This is a genomic window from Marixanthomonas ophiurae, assembly GCF_003413745.1.
In the GTDB taxonomy this organism is placed as follows: domain Bacteria; phylum Bacteroidota; class Bacteroidia; order Flavobacteriales; family Flavobacteriaceae; genus Marixanthomonas; species Marixanthomonas ophiurae.
The window spans coordinates 1,071,342-1,087,631 of the sequence record NZ_QVID01000001.1 but is presented as its reverse complement, the minus strand read 5'-3'; the positions used below and the strand labels follow the sequence as shown (position 1 = coordinate 1,087,631).

Sequence of the window (16,290 nt, the reverse complement as noted above, 5' to 3'; positions counted from 1 at the left end):
AAATTTACTTCTATCCCCCAAACTTTTGACGCTCTACTAAATAGGTAGTCAAAATTTTATTGAAACTCTCATTAATATCAGCTGCTACATACTTAATTCGGTATTGACCGCACTTCAATTTTAATTCTGAAAAATAATTAGCTACAGCAGTTTCATAAGATTGTTTAATGTTTTCGGCATATAAATTAATATGCTCACCTGTTTCTACATCTACAAAGCGCTTCGGGCGATTACTAAAATTAAAATTCTGTTCTTTCTCTTTATCGAAAGTATGGAACAGAATCACTTCGTGCTTATTGTATTTTAAATGCTGCAATGCTTCAAACAAAGCTTCTTCTTCAGCATCGCTTTGAAACATATCGGTAAATAAAAAAACCAACGAACGCCTTTTTAGTTTTTCAGCGATTAAGTGTAGGTGCGAATAGGTTTTTGTTGTTTTCTTTTCTGCAGTCTTTTGTATCGCTTCATTTAACTTTCCTAATAGCATTTGGTGATGCCGTTCGCTACCTTTTTCATTGGCGTAAAACTCGTATTCATTACTATAAATACTCATCCCTACTGCATCTCGTTGTCTTTTTAGTAGGTTCATGATTGCAGCAGAAGCCAAAGCCGTAAACCCTATTTTATTTAAAGAATTGATCCCAAATTGCTTTATCTTAGGATAATGCATCGAACTACTGTTATCAATAATTATATGGCATCGCAAATTGGTTTCTTCTTCATATCGTTTTGTATACAGCTTATCGGTTTTGGCAAACAATTTCCAATCTATATGTTTGGTGCTTTCGCCTTGATTATAAATTTTATGTTCAGCAAATTCTGCTGAAAATCCGTGGAATGGACTTTTATGTAAACCGGAAATAAAACCTTCTACCACTTGGTTTGCAAGCAGTTCTAAGTTTTTAAATCCGGTTATTTCATTTATTTCTTTTTGAAGATCCACGCGAGGTGACTTTTATTTTAATACTCCATCCACAATACCATAGGCAACACTTTCTTCAGCATCCATCCAATGATCACGGTTAAAATCTTTCATTACTTTTTCAACCTTTTGACCACAATTATCGGCTAAAATTTGAGCACTTAATTCTTTCGTCTTTAAAATTTCTTGAGCCGTAATTTCAATATCACTTGCAGGTCCTCTTGTTCCTCCACTTGGCTGATGTATCATCACCCGAGCATTAGGCTGAATATATCGTTTCCCTTTTTCTCCAGCTGACAATAAAATACTTCCCATAGAAGCTGCCAAACCAGTACAAATAGTTGAAACAGGGCTTTTAATCTGTTTAATCGTATCGTACATTGAAAAACCTGAGGTTACATACCCTCCTGGACTGTTGATGTAAAATTTAATTTCCTCGTTACTTAATGAATCTAAATACAATAATCTATCTACTACGTGACGGGCACTTTTATCATCTACTTGTCCCCAAAGAAACACTTTTCGTTCGCTTAAAAGCTGGTTATCTATTTTATCTTGTACTTTATATACTTTTTCTTTTTCCATATTATTTGTTTTAAAACACTTGTGTTTATGTACTTCTTGTAAACTTACTAAAAATAAAAAAAGGCTCGGCAAATCGCCAAGCCTTTTCAACTTAATTTTTCTTTTTCAATTTTCTTCTTATAAAAGCTGATCAATCGCTTCTTCATATACATTTTTAGGCGCAACACCTACTTGTCTTCCAACTAGTTCTCCTTTATTGAAAACCAATACTGTTGGAATATTACGAACGCCGTATTTAGCTGCAAATTCTTGATTTGCGTCAACGTCAACTTTACCTACAACAGCTTTGCCTTCGTAGTCTTTACTTATCTCATCGATGATTGGTCCTACCATTCTACATGGTCCACACCAAGCTGCCCAAAAATCTACTACTACCGGTTTATCACTTTTTAAAACGGTTTCGTCAAATGTTGCATCAGTTATTTCTAAAGCCATAATTTTGTTTTTTATTGTTATGCAAAAGTAGTCATTTTTTAGGCTAAACCTTACAGCCCTAACATTACTTTAAGTAATAGGTTTATTGTTTTTGTTGATAGTATTTCTGTCTTAATTGAGCCTGAAATTTACCTGTTCTTGCTGTAATTCGTCTAAAAGCTCTTTATTAATTTCAATTTTTTGAGTTCGGCTTGGCATGTTCAATTTTACCTTATCTGCCATCTCATACACCAGAAAGTGTAGCTGTTTTTCTCCCTTATGAATAGTAAACAAATCCTTTAAACGGTCTATTCTATCATTTTCAAGATCTTCCAAAGGCATGCGTATCGTTAGTTTCTTGGAGTGTTTTTCCATTACATCATGTAACTGCAACATGCTCGAATACTGAATGCGTGGCTCGCTCTTTTTACCTGTATCTCGGTTTGTCCATCCCTCTTTTATAAAAACCCGTGCGTAGATAAAAGAATTAGGCACCAAAAAGTGGCGTAATTTTAAATAATCTTCTCCGAAAATTTTAAACTCATAACTGTCATTATAATCTTCAACTGTAAAAATAGCCCAGCCACGACCGGCTTTTGATTCCCGGTGTTGCACATCGCTCACTACTCCACCAAAACTTAGCTCTCTATTTACAAACTTTTCAAGTTCATTAAAATCTGAAACTTTACAGTTTGTAAAATATTTCATCTCTAATTTGAAATCGTCTAACGGATGTCCAGAAATATAAACCCCAACTACATCTTTCTCTAATTTTAATTTTTTCATCGTTCCCCATTCTTCACATGGTGGAACTTCCGGTTCAGGAATTTGCACATCGCTGGCTTCACCAAACAGACTTACTTGAGACGAGTTTTGCGTTTCCTGATATTTTGAAGCATACTTCAACACCTTTTCAACAAACATCACCCCATCGCCTTCATCGTGTAGGTATTGCGCGCGGTGGGTATCAAAGCTATCAAAACCACCTGCCAATGCTAGACTTTCAAAGGCTTTTTTGTTGGCCGCTCGTAAATCAATTCGCTTAGCTAAATCAAAAATAGATTTGTAATTTCCGTCTTTTCTGTTGTCAACAATAGTAGCCACGGCATTACCACCAACCCCTTTAACAGCACCCATTCCAAAACGGATATTTCCTTGATCATTTACTGTAAATTTATAGAAGGATTCATTTACATCGGGCCCTAAAACTGTCATGCCCATCCGTTTGCATTCTTCCATAAAAAAGGTCACCTGCTTAATATCGTTCATATTATTAGAAAGCACCGCTGCCATATATTCAGCAGGGTAATGAGCTTTTAAATAGGCTGTTTGATAAGCAATCCAAGCATAGCAAGTAGAGTGCGATTTGTTAAACGCATAACTTGCAAATGCTTCCCAGTCTTTCCAAATTTTTTCTAATTTTTCGGCATCATGCCCTTTTTTGGAAGCGTTTTCAATAAAACGTGGTTTCATTTTATCCAGTACGGCTTTTTGCTTTTTACCCATTGCTTTCCGCAAGACATCGGCGTCACCTTTACTGAAATCAGCTAGCTTTTGCGACAACAGCATCACTTGCTCTTGATAAACCGTAATTCCATAGGTTTCTTGTAAATATTCTTCCATCGCTGGAAGGTCGTATTCAATTTCTTCCTCTCCGTTTTTTCTTCGAATGAAACTTGGAATATATTCTAATGGACCCGGACGATACAGCGCGTTCATTGCAATAAGATCGGCAAAAACGGTAGGTTTTAGCTCTTTCATATACTTCTGCATCCCTGCAGATTCATACTGAAATATCCCTACCGTTTCCCCACGCTGGAAAAGCGCATAGGTTTCTTCATCGTCTAGCGGAAAACTATCTGGATCGAGATCTATATTGTGTTTGTGTTTTACAATTTTAACCGTGTCCTTAATTAGGGTCAAGGTTTTCAATCCCAAGAAATCCATTTTCAACAAACCGGCACTTTCCACTACCGAGTTGTCAAACTGGGTTACATATAAATCGGAATCTTTTGCCAAGGCAACAGGCACGAAGTTGGTAATATCGTCTGGGGTTATGATTACTCCACACGCATGAATTCCAGTATTTCGAACCGATCCTTCTAATATTTTAGCCTGGTTGATGGTTTCGGCTTCTAAATCACTTCCTTCTGAAAGGTTCAATAATTCATTAACCTTAGGAAGTTCATCACTTCTAAATTTACTTCGCAATTCCTGCTCACTCATACCGAAAATCTTATTCAGCTTGGTCATATTCGGAATCAACTTCGAAATCCTATCGGCTTCATTCAATGGTAAATCCAACACCCGAGCGGTATCTCGAATGGAAGACTTCGCCGCCATCGTACCATAGGTGATAATCTGCGCTACTTGATTTGCACCGTATTTTTCAATCACATAATCCATCACCCGGCTTCGGCCCTCATCATCAAAATCAATATCAATATCAGGCATACTCACACGATCCGGATTTAAGAAACGCTCAAAAAGCAAGTCGTACTTAATTGGATCAATATTCGTAATTGCCAAACAATATGCCACGGCACTACCGGCAGCAGATCCACGTCCCGGCCCTACCGAAACGTCCATATTTCGAGCTTCACGAATAAAATCTTCGGTAATTAAAAAATAACCCGGATATCCTGTGTTTTCAATTACGCTCAATTCAAAATTAAGGCGTTCTTCAATTTCAGGGGTGATATCTGGATAGCGCTTTTCAGCACCTTTAAAGGTTAGGTATTTTAGGTATGCATTTTCACCTCGGTTTCCGCCGTCTTCAGCATCTTTTGGATCTTGAAATTCGTCAGGAATACTAAACTTAGGAAGCAAAACGTCTCTTGCCAGCGTATACGATTCAATTTTATTGACAACTTCTGAAATGTTGCTAATCGCCTCTGGCAGGTCTTTAAAGAGGTTTTTCATTTCCTCCTGAGACTTAAAGTAATATTGATCGTTTGGCAATCCATACCGATACCCACGACCTCTACCAATGGGCGTAGCTTGCTTTTCACCATCTTTTACACAGAGTAAAATATCGTGAGCGTTGGCATTTTCCTTGTCAATATAATAGGTGTTGTTGCACGCCACTAATTTCACCTCATGCTTTTTAGCCAGCTCAATTAAAACGGTGTTTACGCGTTTTTCATCTTCTTGATTATGACGCATAATTTCTACATACAAATCGTCACCAAATTGCTCTTTCCACCAGATTAATGCTTCTTCCGCTTGATGCTCACCTACGTTTAATATTTTTCCAGGTACTTCCCCATACAAACTACCGGTAAGCACTATAATATCTTCTTTATACTTCTCAACTACATTTTTATCTATACGCGGTACATAGTAAAACCCTTCGATATAAGCAATCGAAGCCATTTTGGCCAAATTGTGGTAGCCTTTTTTGTTTTTAGCCAGCAAAATAACTTGGTAGCCATTGTCTTTGTGGTTTTTGTTAAGATGATCCTCACAAACAAAAAATTCACATCCAACAATTGCTTTTAATTCTTTGTGTTTTTCTTCTTCGGGAAGACCTGCGTTATATGAATTTACCGCTTTTGTAAAATGGAAAGCCCCCATCATATTCCCACTATCAGTAAGCGCTACGGCGGGCATTTCATTTTTAATAGCTGCATTTACCAAGTCTTGAGTAGATGAAGTGGATTGTAAAATAGAAAACTGCGAATGGTTATGAAGGTGTGAAAAAGCCGTTTCTTCAAGCGTAGCAATGTTTTCTTTTATTTCTTCGGAAGAAATGGTTTCAGTCTGTGTCGCTGCCTCAATTTCTTTCCTTATTTTTTCAGAAGCTTTTTTAAGATTAATGTGTTTTAAACCAATTAATTCAATCTCTTTTGGATTTTCTTCTGAAAACTTCTCGAAATAATCTGGCTGTACATCTAGTTCTTTTTCAGTGTAGATATTTCTTCTAACCAACTCTAAAAAACACCGAGTAGTTGCTTCCACATCGGCAGTTGCGTTGTGGGCTTCAGCAAAAGGCTTGTTAAACAAAAACTCGTGCAACTCGGTTAGCGTCGGCAATTTAAACTTACCGCCTCGACCTCCGGGAATTTGACACAATTGTGCGGTAGTTTCGGTACAGGTGTCTAAAACGGGTAATTGTGGCAATGGGTTATGCATTTCCAAACGGTGGAATTCTGCTCCCATTATGTTAAGATCGAAACCTACATTTTGACCCACTACAAATTTTGTTTTGGATAAAGCTTCTGCGAATTTTTCAGCAACATCAGCTAAAGGAATACCTTTTTGTTGTGCTAAGGCAGTAGAAATTCCATGAATTTTCTCCGCATCAAACGGGATGGTAAAACCTTCCGGCTGTATTAAGTAGTCTTGATGCTCAATGACATTCCCCATTGCATCGTGTAGCTGCCAAGCTATCTGTATACATCTTGGCCAGTTGTCGGTATCAGTTACTGGAGCGTTCCATCGCTTAGGTAATCCGGTTGTTTCGGTGTCAAAAATCAGGTACATGGGTCTCGGTCTAGTTTCAGAAATAAGAAGTTTTCAGAATACGTTCTGAAAAAAGTAAAAATAAAAAAAGACCAACAGTTAAGGAAAGAAACTTGCTACGAGTTGTTAACTTTTTACATAAAAAAAGACCGGAAAAATAACCGGTCTCTCTTCTTTCTCATAGCATTTTATCTTAGGATAATACTGCTTCGAAATTTTTTGCGTTCTGTAATGTGGTCTGCACATTATTGCGTTGTTGCGTTAAAATTTTCTGTGTCGTTGGAGGCAAAGTCGTATCGTTAATAACCTCATTGTATTCTTCAATAGCAGCTTCTTCCCCAGTTTTCACTTCTTCTAAAATAGCTTGCTCATCGTTTGATGTAAATGTACTTTTAATATCCATCCACGTTCTGTGCATAGAACCTTTAGCACTTCCACCTTTATCAGGGGTTTCACCAAAATTTTCTATTTCACTTTTAAGTTGGTGTCCAAAATCGTATCGATTTTGAGCTTGTTCATTAAAAAACTGCTTCAATTTATTGTTATCAACAATTTCTGCGGCTTTTTTATATCCTTTTTCGGCGTCATAATTCTTTTCTAACAAGTTGTTTACTCTTTTTGATATATCTTCTGTGTACTTCATAATTAGTTTATTTTACATTCAGTCCGTGATTGGCTGCTTTCTTCATCAATCTTCAACTAATATTAATATAACTTATAAAAGTCCTCTTGACGAACAATTAACCTAAGCTTATAATAATTTAACAGAGTTTAACCCTTATAAACAGTGGAACTGTGTTGCTTCTGGTAAAATGAAGGATTATTGTTTTAATTCTGAAGAAAAAAGGTGATGATTAATAAAATTTCAGAAAAGAAAGAAAAAGTTATATTGGGTTGACTTTCAAACAAAAAATGCTGTATCTTTGCAAACTCAAAATTATAACCGGGGTCGGGAACCTCAAAAATTAATTATAGTATGCCTTTAAAAATTAGATTACAGAGACACGGTAAAAAAGGAAAACCTTTTTACTGGATCGTGGCTGCAGACAGCCGAGTGAAAAGAGATGGTAAATACCTAGAAAAATTAGGTGTTTATAATCCTAACGTTAACCCTGCTCACATTGAACTAGATGTGGACGGTGCTGTAAACTGGCTTCAAAACGGGGCGCAACCAACCGATACGGCAAAAGCTATTCTTTCTTACAAAGGAGCTTTGCTTAAAAACCACCTTGCAGGAGGTGTTCGTAAGGGTGCATTAACCGAAGAACAAGCCGAAGAAAAATTCAACGCTTGGTTAGAAGAAAAAGCTAAGAAAGTTGAAGGGAAACGTTCAAAACTAACAGAAGCTGAAGAAAAAGCGAGAGCAGAAGCTTTAGCAGCTGAAAAAGCAGTTAGTGATGCACGTATTGCAGAAGCCAAAGCAGCTGAAGATGAAGCGAAAGCTGAAGAAGAGGCTAAGGCAAAAGCGGAAGCAGAAGCAAAGGCAGCCGAAGAGGCTCCTACTACTGATGATGCTGCAAAAGAAGAAGAATAAAGCGTAGCCTAACGATGCAAAAGTCAGCTTGTTTCTACTTAGGCAAAATCGTTAAAAAATACAGCTTTAAAGGGGAGCTGCTAGCAAAGCTAGATACAGACGACCCTGAACAATTTCTGGAAATGGAATCGGTTTTTGTTGAACACAACAAAAATTTGATTCCATTTTTTATTGAATCACTTTCCTTACACAAATCTACCTTACTCCGTATTCAATTTGAAGGCGTGAAAAACGAAACCGATGCTACTAACTTATTGGGAGATGAATTGTATCTACCTTTAAATATGCTACCTAAACTTAGCGGCAACAAATTTTACTTTCACGAAGTAGTAGGTTTTACCGTTACCGATACCAATTTTGGTACTGTCGGGACTATAACTGGTGTAAACGACACTACTGCGCAAGCTTTGTTTGAGATTGACCACGACGGAAAAGAAGTTTTAATTCCTGTTAGTGACGATTTAATTGAAAAAGTAGACCGCGAAAAGAAAGACATCCGTATAACCGCACCGGAAGGATTGATTGAGTTGTATCTTGAATAGGAGGTCATGAACGTATTCGTGGCTTCGATACACCTTGGCAAGCTCAGTGCAGCGCGCTTCTTGTTACTCGAATCACTCAGCCACCCACATCATTTATCTTTGTTATAAAATAATTTGAATTACCTAATCGTGAACAAACCTTTCCACTTTAAACAATTTACTGTAGCGCAAGATCATTGTGAAATGAAAATTGGCACCGATGGCGTATTGTTAGGTGCTTGGACTTCACTACAACACAATCCCTCCTCTATTTTAGACATTGGTGCAGGAACTGGAATAATCGCCTTACAACTCGCACAAAGAAGCACCGCAGAACTTATAGACGCTATTGAAATAGATGAAAACGCATATGAACAATGTGTTGAAAACTTTGAAGCATCGCCTTGGGGCGATCGTTTGTTTTGCTATCACGCAGATTTAAATGAATTTACTGAAGAAATGGTGGACGAGACGTACGATTTGATTGTTTCTAATCCGCCTTTTCATTCTGAAGACTACACCTCAGGTAATGCTGCTCGAGATACAGCACGTTTTACCGAAGCCTTACCCTTTGAACATTTAGTGACTAGTGTTTCTCTTTTACTTTCTGAGAGCGGTATTTTTTCTATTATTATTCCAAAGAGAGAAGAAGAACGTTTTATTCAATTAGCTTTTGCCAAAGGGCTTTTTATTAATCGTATTTGCAGAGTTCGCGGCACAGAAACTACCGAAGAAAAAAGAAGCCTTTTAGAGTTTTCATTTTCTGAAATTTCTCCTAAAATTGAAAATCTTGTTATTGAAATCAGTCGCCACAACTATACTGAAGCTTATAAAAACTTGGTGCGTGATTTTTACTTGAAAATGTAGGAGGTTAAAGTCGTGATTTCTACATTTGTATTCCTTAAAAATATGAAACCATGAAACCAGACCTTTTTGAAGCTCCAGATTATTATAATATCGACGATTTATTAACCGAAGAGCATAAGCTTATACGCGATGCTGCTCGCGATTGGGTAAAACGCGATGTATCTCCAATAATTGAAGAAGCAGCTCAAGACGCTAAATTTCCAAAATCTATTATTCCAGGACTTGCTGAAATAGGTGCTTTTGGCCCCTATATTCCTGAAGAATATGGCGGAGCAGGTTTAGACCAAATTAGCTACGGACTTATCATGCAAGAAATTGAACGTGGTGATAGTGGTGTTCGTTCTACAGCTTCAGTACAATCTTCATTGGTTATGTATCCTATTTGGAAATATGGTAATGAAGAACAACGCAAAAAATATCTGCCAAAATTAGCTACTGGTGAATGGATGGGTTCTTTTGGATTGACAGAGCCTGATCACGGAAGTAATCCAGCTGGGATGGTGACCAACTTTAAAGACAAAGGGGATCACTATTTATTAAATGGAGCTAAGTTATGGATTTCAAATTCTCCGTTTTGTGATGTTGCTGTTGTTTGGGCAAAAAATGAAGAAGGACGCATTCACGGCTTGGTTGTGGAGCGTGGTATGGAAGGTTTCACTACTCCAGAAACACACAACAAATGGTCTTTACGCGCTAGTGCAACTGGAGAGTTAATATTTCAAGACGTAAAAGTCCCTAAAGGAAACTTATTACCCAACAAAAGTGGCTTGGGCGCACCATTAGGGTGCCTAGATTCTGCTCGTTACGGAATTTCTTGGGGAGTTATTGGAGCGGCAATGGACTGCTACGATACAGCTTTACGCTACGCAAAAGAACGTGTGCAGTTTGGAAAACCTATTGCAGCATTTCAATTACAGCAGAAAAAATTAGCTGAAATGATTACTGAAATCACAAAAGCACAACTATTAGCTTTACGCCTTGGACAACTAAAAAATGAAGGAAAAGCTACCTCTGCACAAATTTCCATGGCAAAACGAAATAATGTAGATATGGCTATAAAAATTGCCCGCGAAGCTAGACAAATGCTAGGCGGAATGGGCATCACTGGAGAATACAGCATTATGCGCCACATGATGAACTTAGAAAGTGTAATCACTTATGAAGGAACACACGATATTCACCTATTAATTACTGGATTGGATATTACTGGTGAAAACGCATTTAAGTAAAAAATTAGGTATTAAAATTTTGATAAAGGCTTCCCTATAAAGGTGAAGCCTTTTATTTTTGCTAAAAAACAGCTATGATTGCCCAAATAAACAAAAGAATAAAGCCTTATCGCGACACACTGCTTCAGCATCCATTATATAGTGAGATAAAAACCCCAGAACATCTGCAAACCTTTATGGAATATCACGTGTTTGCCGTATGGGATTTTATGTCGCTCCTTAAATCATTGCAAAACAACTTAACGTGTACAGCTGTTCCGTGGATACCTAATGGTGAACCAGAAACTCGGTATTTAATCAATGAAATTGTATTAGCTGAAGAAACCGATATAAACTTAAAAGGAGAACGTCAGAGTCATTTTGAAATGTACCTCGATGCTATGAAAAAAGCAAAGGCGAATACGACTCCAATGAATGATTTTTTAAAACTTTTAAAAAGCACTTCTATTTCCGAAGCGATTGAAAAATCTGATGTCCCCAAAGCTGTACAAAAATCCTTAACTTATACATTCTCGGTTATTGAAGAAAACAAACCTCATAAAATAGCGGCCGCTTTTACTTTTGGCAGAGAGGATTTAATTCCGGAAATGTTTTCAGAAATTATTAAAAGAATTCAACAAAACTTCCCGAAAGAAGATTTAACGGAGTTTAAATACTATTTTGACCGCCACATTGAATTAGATGAAGACGAACACGGTCCTATGGCTCTGCAAATGGTAAAGAACCTTTGTGGCGATGACGGTAAAAAATGGCGCGAAGCCGAACGGACCATCGTGCAATCGTTACAAGCAAGAGAACAGTTATGGGAAGGCGTACTTTCTGAAATTTTAAACGACAAACTTGCATAGCACTCGAGGCAAGTTGTATCTTTAAACAAAGAAACCATCGATGTCCTCACAAAAAAGAATTACGAACGCCTACAGGAATGCGCGGCGTGTTTCTTTTAACGACCATTCAAAATTTATCGTTTTTAGCGATTGCCACAGAGGTGACAACAGTTTTGCCGATGAGTTTGCCAACAACCGGAACATCTACTTTCACGCTTTAGAGTATTATTATAAAGAAGGATTTACCTATTGCGAATTGGGCGATGGCGATGAATTGTGGGAAAACCTTACGTTTCAATCTGTTTTTGAAGCACACCAAAATGTATTTGAATTACTTCGGAAATTTTATGCGGAAAACAAATTGTACCGTTTAATTGGCAACCATGATATGGTGTATAAAAATGAAAAGTATATCGAGAAAAATCTCTTCAGCTATTTTAATAAAGTAACGGGAAAAGACGACCCGCTTTTTCCTGAAATAACCTTCACCGAAGGATTGATTTTAAAACACGAAGAAACACAGCAGGAGATCTTTATGCTCCACGGCCACCAAGCCGATTGGATGAATTACCACGGGTGGAAATTCAATCGTTTCTTAGTACGTGCCCTTTGGCGGCCCTTGCAGGTTTTTGGTATTGGCGACCCCACGAGTCCGGCACGTAATTACAAAGAACTCATAAAAGTAGAACGACGTACCAAAAAGTGGATTGTTGATAACGACAACATCTTTACCATAACGGGTCACACCCATCGCCCCCGGTTTCCTGAACCTAGAGATATAGCCTATTTTAACGACGGTAGTTGCGTGCACCCACGGAGCATTACCGGGCTAGAAATAGAAAATGGCGAAATTTCACTCGTAAAATGGAACATCTCCACTACCGAAGACGGTACATTAAAAGTCGTTCGTATTCTTCTGGAAGGACCGCAACAATTAATCGATTACAAAACCGAATAAAATAATTTCACGTAAATAACATACTATGATAAAGACCTTTTCTATATTAACGTTACTTTCAAGCTTCTTTTTATTTCTGAATTGTTCCGTACAAAAAGGAACCGTTAAGGATAAAGATTCAACCTCAGATTATAAATACTTGGCCCTTGGCGATAGTTATACCATTGGCGAAAGTGTTTGTGATACCTGCAGATTTCCTGAACAGTTAAAAAAAGAGCTTGACCAGCGTTTAAATGAGCAAGGCGATTTAAAAATCATTGCCAAAACCGGTTGGACCACCACCGATTTATTAAACGCTATAGCGCAACAAAAACCTTCAAACAAATATGATCTTGTTACCTTATTAATTGGGGTTAATAATCAATATCAAGGACAACCCTTTTCTACTTACGAAAAAGAATTTCCTGAATTGTTAAGTAAAGCCATACAGTTTGCTGGCGGTAATAAAGACAATGTGATTGTAGTTTCCATTCCGGATTATGCGTTTACACCTTTTGGACAAACGAAGAACAATCCATCTAAAATTTCAGAAGAATTAGGTCAATATGATGCATACGCAAAGAACATTTCAGAAAAAGAAGGTGTTGCTGCTTTTGTAAATATTACTCCGATTACCAGAAAAGGGCTAGAGGATGAAACTCTGGTCGCTTCAGATGGTTTGCATCCTTCAAAAGAAGCGTATAACCAGTTTGTGAAGCTATTGTCTGTGAAAGCAGTTGAGATTTTAAAATAAAGTTATCATTCCGAAGGAGGAACAACGAGGAATCACACAATTTCTTAATCCTAAATAACAATTGAAAAGTAAAGCGTGAATAACAGGATGTGATTTCTCCTTTCAGTCGAAATGATAAGTAGGACGTTACAATTAGGATGCGATCTCTCCCTACGGTCGAGATGACTGGAATTAGCTCTCTGGAGCCAATTTCACTTGCAAACCATCCATTTCAGGGTGTATGTGTATTTGGCATCCCAATCGGCTGTTATCTTTAACGTGAAACGCTTCAGCAAGCATTAAATCTTCGTCGTAGCTCATTTCAGGGAGTTCGTGGTCACTTTGAACATAACATTGACAAGAAGCGCACATCGCCATTCCACCACAGACACCAATGGTTCCTTCCGGAGCAAGCTCATAGGAGCGCACCACTTCCATAAGGTTCATATTCATATCGGTTGGAGCGTCAATTTGATGGCTTTTACCCTCCCTATCTATTATGGTTATTTTTATATCCTGTGCCATATCTTTACGCAAAAGACCTCACAAGATTTTGAAAGTTTGTGAGGTTTCTATCTTATAAGTTTAATTTATCGCTTTAACAACAGCTTTAGGAGCCTGTTTTTTGCTTCCGTCAAATCCTTGTACACCACCTACAGTTGTATACTTCATAACATAACGCTTATCTGGAAAGATGCGATGATAGGCACTTTGACACATTAATGTTGCTTCGTGAAAACCACAAAGAATTAATTTTAATTTTCCAGGATAGGTGTTTACATCGCCAATGGCATAAATTCCGGGAATGTTAGTTTGGTAATCTAATGAATTGTCAACTTTAATGGCGTTTTTTTCAATCTCTAGTCCCCAATCTGCAATAGGCCCTAATTTTGGAGCCAATCCAAACAATGGAATAAAATGATCGCATTCTCTGTTAAATACATCTGCACCTCTCTTGATAGAAACACCTTCTATGGTTTCTTTTCCGTAGACATCAATTACTTCAGCAGGGGTAATTAATTCAATTTTACCCAAGTTTTTGAGTTCTTGTACTTTTTCTACACTATCCAACGCACCACGGAATTCATTCCGACGGTGAATTAGCGTAACACTTGCGGCTACATCGGTTAAGAAAATACTCCAGTCTAAGGCAGAATCACCTCCACCGGCAATTACAACATTTTTGTCTCGATACACTTCCGGGTCACGTATAATGTATTCCACTCCTTTATCTTCGTATTCTGAAATACCCGTGATAGGGGGTTTACGAGGCTCAAAACTTCCCAATCCACCTGCAATAGCTACAATTGGCGCATGGTGTTTTGTTCCTTTATTGGTGGTAACAATAAAACTTCCATCATCTTGCTTGTCTATCGTTTGTGCTCTTTCGCCTAAGGTGAAACCCGGTTGAAACGGTTCAATTTGTTTCATCAAATTATCAACCAAATCTCCAGCTAATACTTCTGGAAAAGCGGGTATATCGTAAATAGGCTTTTTTGGGTAAATTTCGGAACACTGACCGCCAGGTTGCGGTAATGCGTCAATTAAATGACATTTCAGTTTTAATAATCCGGCTTCAAAAACGGTAAAAAGCCCCGTAGGACCTGCACCGATTATCAATATATCTGTTTTAATCATGAATCTAATTCGTCTTTACAAGTATAAAAGTATAATTGTTTTTAGGGTTAGTAAATGACATAAATCAGCTTACTCTACATTTACTACACTTTCAATTTGGGGAGCATGTTTTTTAATAGTCATTTCCACGCCACTTTTTAGGGTCATTTGGTTTACGGTACAGCCTACGCATGCACCTTCTAAACGCACCACTACTCTTTTCCCATCATCTATAGAGATAAGGGAAATGTCTCCCCCATCGCTTTGAAGAAATGGACGTATTTCTTCCAACGCATCTTCTACCTTTAATTTTAATTCTTGCTCTTCCATATTATTTTTTAACGGCACTACAACCTGCCATTGTTGTTATTTTAATGGCTTCGGTTGGGGGGAGATTTTCGTTACGACGTACCGTTTGCTCCACCACATTTTTTGTTACTTCTTCAAAAGCCTCTTCGGTAGGCGTAGCAGTTTGCATAGCTGCCGGGCGACCTACATCACCAGATTCCCGAATGCTTTGTACCAATGGCACACTTCCTAAAAAGGGGATATCTAAATCTTCAGCTAAATTTTTGGCTCCTTCTTTTCCGAAGATATAATATTTATTCTCCGGTAATTCTTCAGGAGTAAAATAAGCCATATTTTCTATTATTCCTAATACGGGCACTTGTATGTTTTCTTGCTGAAACATGGCGACTCCTTTACGGGCATCGGCCAAGGCAACATTTTGAGGCGTACTCACCACGACAGAACCTGTTAATGGCAAGGATTGCATAATACTTAAGTGAATATCACCCGTTCCTGGAGGGAGATCTACTAATAAGAAATCTAACTCGCCCCAATCAGCATCAAAAATCAGCTGATTTAATGCTTTTGCAGCCATGGGGCCTCGCCAAATTACTGCTTGATCTGGTTTTGTGAAAAACCCTATCGATAATATTTTAACGCCATAATTTTCTACAGGCTTCATTTTACTTTTTCCATCCACTTTTACGGAAAGTGGTTTTTCCATAGCCACATCGAACATAATAGGAATGGATGGTCCGTAAATATCAGCATCTAGAACCCCTACTTTAAAGCCCATTTTTGAAAGGGTAACCGCCAAGTTTGCCGTTACGGTAGATTTACCAACGCCACCTTTACCTGAAGCTACTGCTACGATATTCTGGATCCCTGGAATGGCTTTCCCTTTAATCAAGTTCGGATTTTCCTTTTTTGTTGGAGCTTCTATTTTTATATTAACCTGAACTTTAGCATTGGCATCTATCTTTTCCTGAATAGTTTTTATAATGTCTGCTTCAGCTCTTTTTTTAATGTGTAAAGCAGGAGTGGAAAGCGTAACATCTACAATTACTTCATCGGCAAATGTTACTACATTTTTCACAGCACCACTTTCTACCATATTTTTACCTTCTCCGGCTACAGTTATGGTTTCTAATGCTTTAAGTATATCTGTTTTATTCAATTTCATAAATTCTTTTTCACAATATTTAGACTGATTCTAAAGTACAAATATAACGGTATTAGTTTGGATTTTAAAGGAGTTGGATTGAAATGATTTATGGATAGATAGACGTTGATCGAAGCCGCGTCTCGATACAATTTTGTTTGCCCTTAATGGCCAATCAAAATTACTCGAC

Annotated in this window: 16 protein-coding genes; 7 read left to right on the top strand and 9 right to left on the bottom strand. The window is 37.7% G+C overall.

Annotation, left to right across the window (positions count from 1 at the left end; genetic code table 11):
• Window positions 1-10: 10 nt before the first annotated feature.
• The 5 genes from DZ858_RS04955 to DZ858_RS04935 all read right to left on the bottom strand — a co-directional run bounded on the left by DZ858_RS04955 (window position 11) and on the right by DZ858_RS04935 (window position 7,028).
• Window positions 11-943, bottom strand: coding sequence for a DUF58 domain-containing protein (locus DZ858_RS04955; RefSeq protein WP_117158421.1), 933 nt, complete (start codon window positions 941-943; stop codon window positions 11-13).
• A 12-nt stretch (window positions 944-955) separates the two neighbouring features.
• Window positions 956-1,507, bottom strand: coding sequence for a ClpP family protease (locus DZ858_RS04950; RefSeq protein WP_117159524.1), 552 nt, complete (start codon window positions 1,505-1,507; stop codon window positions 956-958).
• Window positions 1,508-1,624: 117 nt separating this feature from the next.
• Complete coding sequence (gene trxA, locus DZ858_RS04945) at window positions 1,625-1,942, bottom strand: thioredoxin (RefSeq protein ID WP_117158420.1); 318 nt, start codon at window positions 1,940-1,942, stop codon at window positions 1,625-1,627.
• 111 nt (window positions 1,943-2,053) lie between these two features.
• Window positions 2,054-6,406: a DNA polymerase III subunit alpha gene (gene dnaE, locus DZ858_RS04940; protein ID WP_117158418.1), complete on the bottom strand. Its 4,353-nt coding sequence runs from the start codon at window positions 6,404-6,406 to the stop codon at window positions 2,054-2,056.
• Between the two features lie 172 nt (window positions 6,407-6,578).
• Entirely contained in the window at window positions 6,579-7,028 is a 450-nt protein-coding gene (locus DZ858_RS04935) for a ferritin-like domain-containing protein (RefSeq protein ID WP_117158416.1), read from the bottom strand.
• 333 nt (window positions 7,029-7,361) lie between these two features.
• On the opposite strand from DZ858_RS04935, the gene DZ858_RS04930 reads away from it, so the two are divergent.
• From DZ858_RS04930 to DZ858_RS04900, 7 genes are all read left to right on the top strand, one after another.
• Window positions 7,362-7,919 carry a 30S ribosomal protein S16 gene (locus DZ858_RS04930; RefSeq protein WP_117158415.1) on the top strand — a complete coding sequence of 186 codons (558 nt, stop codon included), beginning with the start codon at window positions 7,362-7,364 and terminating at the stop codon, window positions 7,917-7,919.
• Between the two features lie 14 nt (window positions 7,920-7,933).
• The gene (gene rimM, locus DZ858_RS04925) at window positions 7,934-8,461 is read left to right on the top strand and encodes a ribosome maturation factor RimM (protein WP_117158413.1); all 528 of its coding nucleotides are present in this window, start codon (window positions 7,934-7,936) and stop codon (window positions 8,459-8,461) included.
• Window positions 8,462-8,590: 129 nt separating this feature from the next.
• Window positions 8,591-9,307 (top strand): tRNA1(Val) (adenine(37)-N6)-methyltransferase, encoded by a 717-nt coding sequence (locus DZ858_RS04920; protein WP_239990719.1) that lies wholly within the window; start codon window positions 8,591-8,593, stop codon window positions 9,305-9,307.
• A 50-nt stretch (window positions 9,308-9,357) separates the two neighbouring features.
• Entirely contained in the window at window positions 9,358-10,536 is a 1,179-nt protein-coding gene (locus DZ858_RS04915) for an acyl-CoA dehydrogenase family protein (RefSeq protein ID WP_117158411.1), read from the top strand.
• Window positions 10,537-10,610: 74 nt separating this feature from the next.
• Complete coding sequence (locus DZ858_RS04910) at window positions 10,611-11,384, top strand: DUF3050 domain-containing protein (RefSeq protein ID WP_117158409.1); 774 nt, start codon at window positions 10,611-10,613, stop codon at window positions 11,382-11,384.
• A 40-nt stretch (window positions 11,385-11,424) separates the two neighbouring features.
• Complete coding sequence (locus tag DZ858_RS04905; RefSeq protein WP_117158407.1) at window positions 11,425-12,321, top strand: metallophosphoesterase; 897 nt, start codon at window positions 11,425-11,427, stop codon at window positions 12,319-12,321.
• 25 nt (window positions 12,322-12,346) lie between these two features.
• Entirely contained in the window at window positions 12,347-13,054 is a 708-nt protein-coding gene (locus DZ858_RS04900; RefSeq protein WP_117158406.1) for an SGNH/GDSL hydrolase family protein, read from the top strand.
• Between the two features lie 171 nt (window positions 13,055-13,225).
• On the opposite strand, the gene DZ858_RS04895 is transcribed toward DZ858_RS04900, so the two are convergent.
• The 4 genes from DZ858_RS04895 to DZ858_RS04880 all read right to left on the bottom strand — a co-directional run bounded on the left by DZ858_RS04895 (window position 13,226) and on the right by DZ858_RS04880 (window position 16,121).
• A complete protein-coding gene (locus DZ858_RS04895; protein ID WP_117158405.1) occupies window positions 13,226-13,558 on the bottom strand; it encodes a 2Fe-2S iron-sulfur cluster-binding family protein in 333 nt (110 codons plus the stop codon).
• A 60-nt stretch (window positions 13,559-13,618) separates the two neighbouring features.
• Entirely contained in the window at window positions 13,619-14,671 is a 1,053-nt protein-coding gene (locus tag DZ858_RS04890) for an NAD(P)/FAD-dependent oxidoreductase (protein ID WP_117158404.1), read from the bottom strand.
• A 69-nt stretch (window positions 14,672-14,740) separates the two neighbouring features.
• Window positions 14,741-14,980: a NifU family protein gene (locus tag DZ858_RS04885; protein ID WP_117158403.1), complete on the bottom strand. Its 240-nt coding sequence runs from the start codon at window positions 14,978-14,980 to the stop codon at window positions 14,741-14,743.
• Between the two features lies 1 nt (window position 14,981).
• Window positions 14,982-16,121, bottom strand: coding sequence for an Mrp/NBP35 family ATP-binding protein (locus DZ858_RS04880; RefSeq protein WP_117158402.1), 1,140 nt, complete (start codon window positions 16,119-16,121; stop codon window positions 14,982-14,984).
• Window positions 16,122-16,290: the final 169 nt, after the last annotated feature.

Coding starts and splice junctions, on each gene's coding strand:
- dnaE (WP_117158418.1), bottom strand. CDS start 6,406: ATGTACCTGATTTTTGACACCGAAACAACCGGATTACCTAAGCGATGG.
- DZ858_RS04915 (WP_117158411.1), top strand. CDS start 9,358: ATGAAACCAGACCTTTTTGAAGCTCCAGATTATTATAATATCGACGAT.
- rimM (WP_117158413.1), top strand. CDS start 7,934: ATGCAAAAGTCAGCTTGTTTCTACTTAGGCAAAATCGTTAAAAAATAC.
- DZ858_RS04885 (WP_117158403.1), bottom strand. CDS start 14,980: ATGGAAGAGCAAGAATTAAAATTAAAGGTAGAAGATGCGTTGGAAGAA.
- DZ858_RS04890 (WP_117158404.1), bottom strand. CDS start 14,671: ATGATTAAAACAGATATATTGATAATCGGTGCAGGTCCTACGGGGCTT.
- DZ858_RS04935 (WP_117158416.1), bottom strand. CDS start 7,028: ATGAAGTACACAGAAGATATATCAAAAAGAGTAAACAACTTGTTAGAA.
- DZ858_RS04895 (WP_117158405.1), bottom strand. CDS start 13,558: ATGGCACAGGATATAAAAATAACCATAATAGATAGGGAGGGTAAAAGC.
- trxA (WP_117158420.1), bottom strand. CDS start 1,942: ATGGCTTTAGAAATAACTGATGCAACATTTGACGAAACCGTTTTAAAA.
- DZ858_RS04930 (WP_117158415.1), top strand. CDS start 7,362: ATGCCTTTAAAAATTAGATTACAGAGACACGGTAAAAAAGGAAAACCT.
- DZ858_RS04900 (WP_117158406.1), top strand. CDS start 12,347: ATGATAAAGACCTTTTCTATATTAACGTTACTTTCAAGCTTCTTTTTA.
- DZ858_RS04950 (WP_117159524.1), bottom strand. CDS start 1,507: ATGGAAAAAGAAAAAGTATATAAAGTACAAGATAAAATAGATAACCAG.
- DZ858_RS04905 (WP_117158407.1), top strand. CDS start 11,425: ATGTCCTCACAAAAAAGAATTACGAACGCCTACAGGAATGCGCGGCGT.
- DZ858_RS04880 (WP_117158402.1), bottom strand. CDS start 16,121: ATGAAATTGAATAAAACAGATATACTTAAAGCATTAGAAACCATAACT.
- DZ858_RS04910 (WP_117158409.1), top strand. CDS start 10,611: ATGATTGCCCAAATAAACAAAAGAATAAAGCCTTATCGCGACACACTG.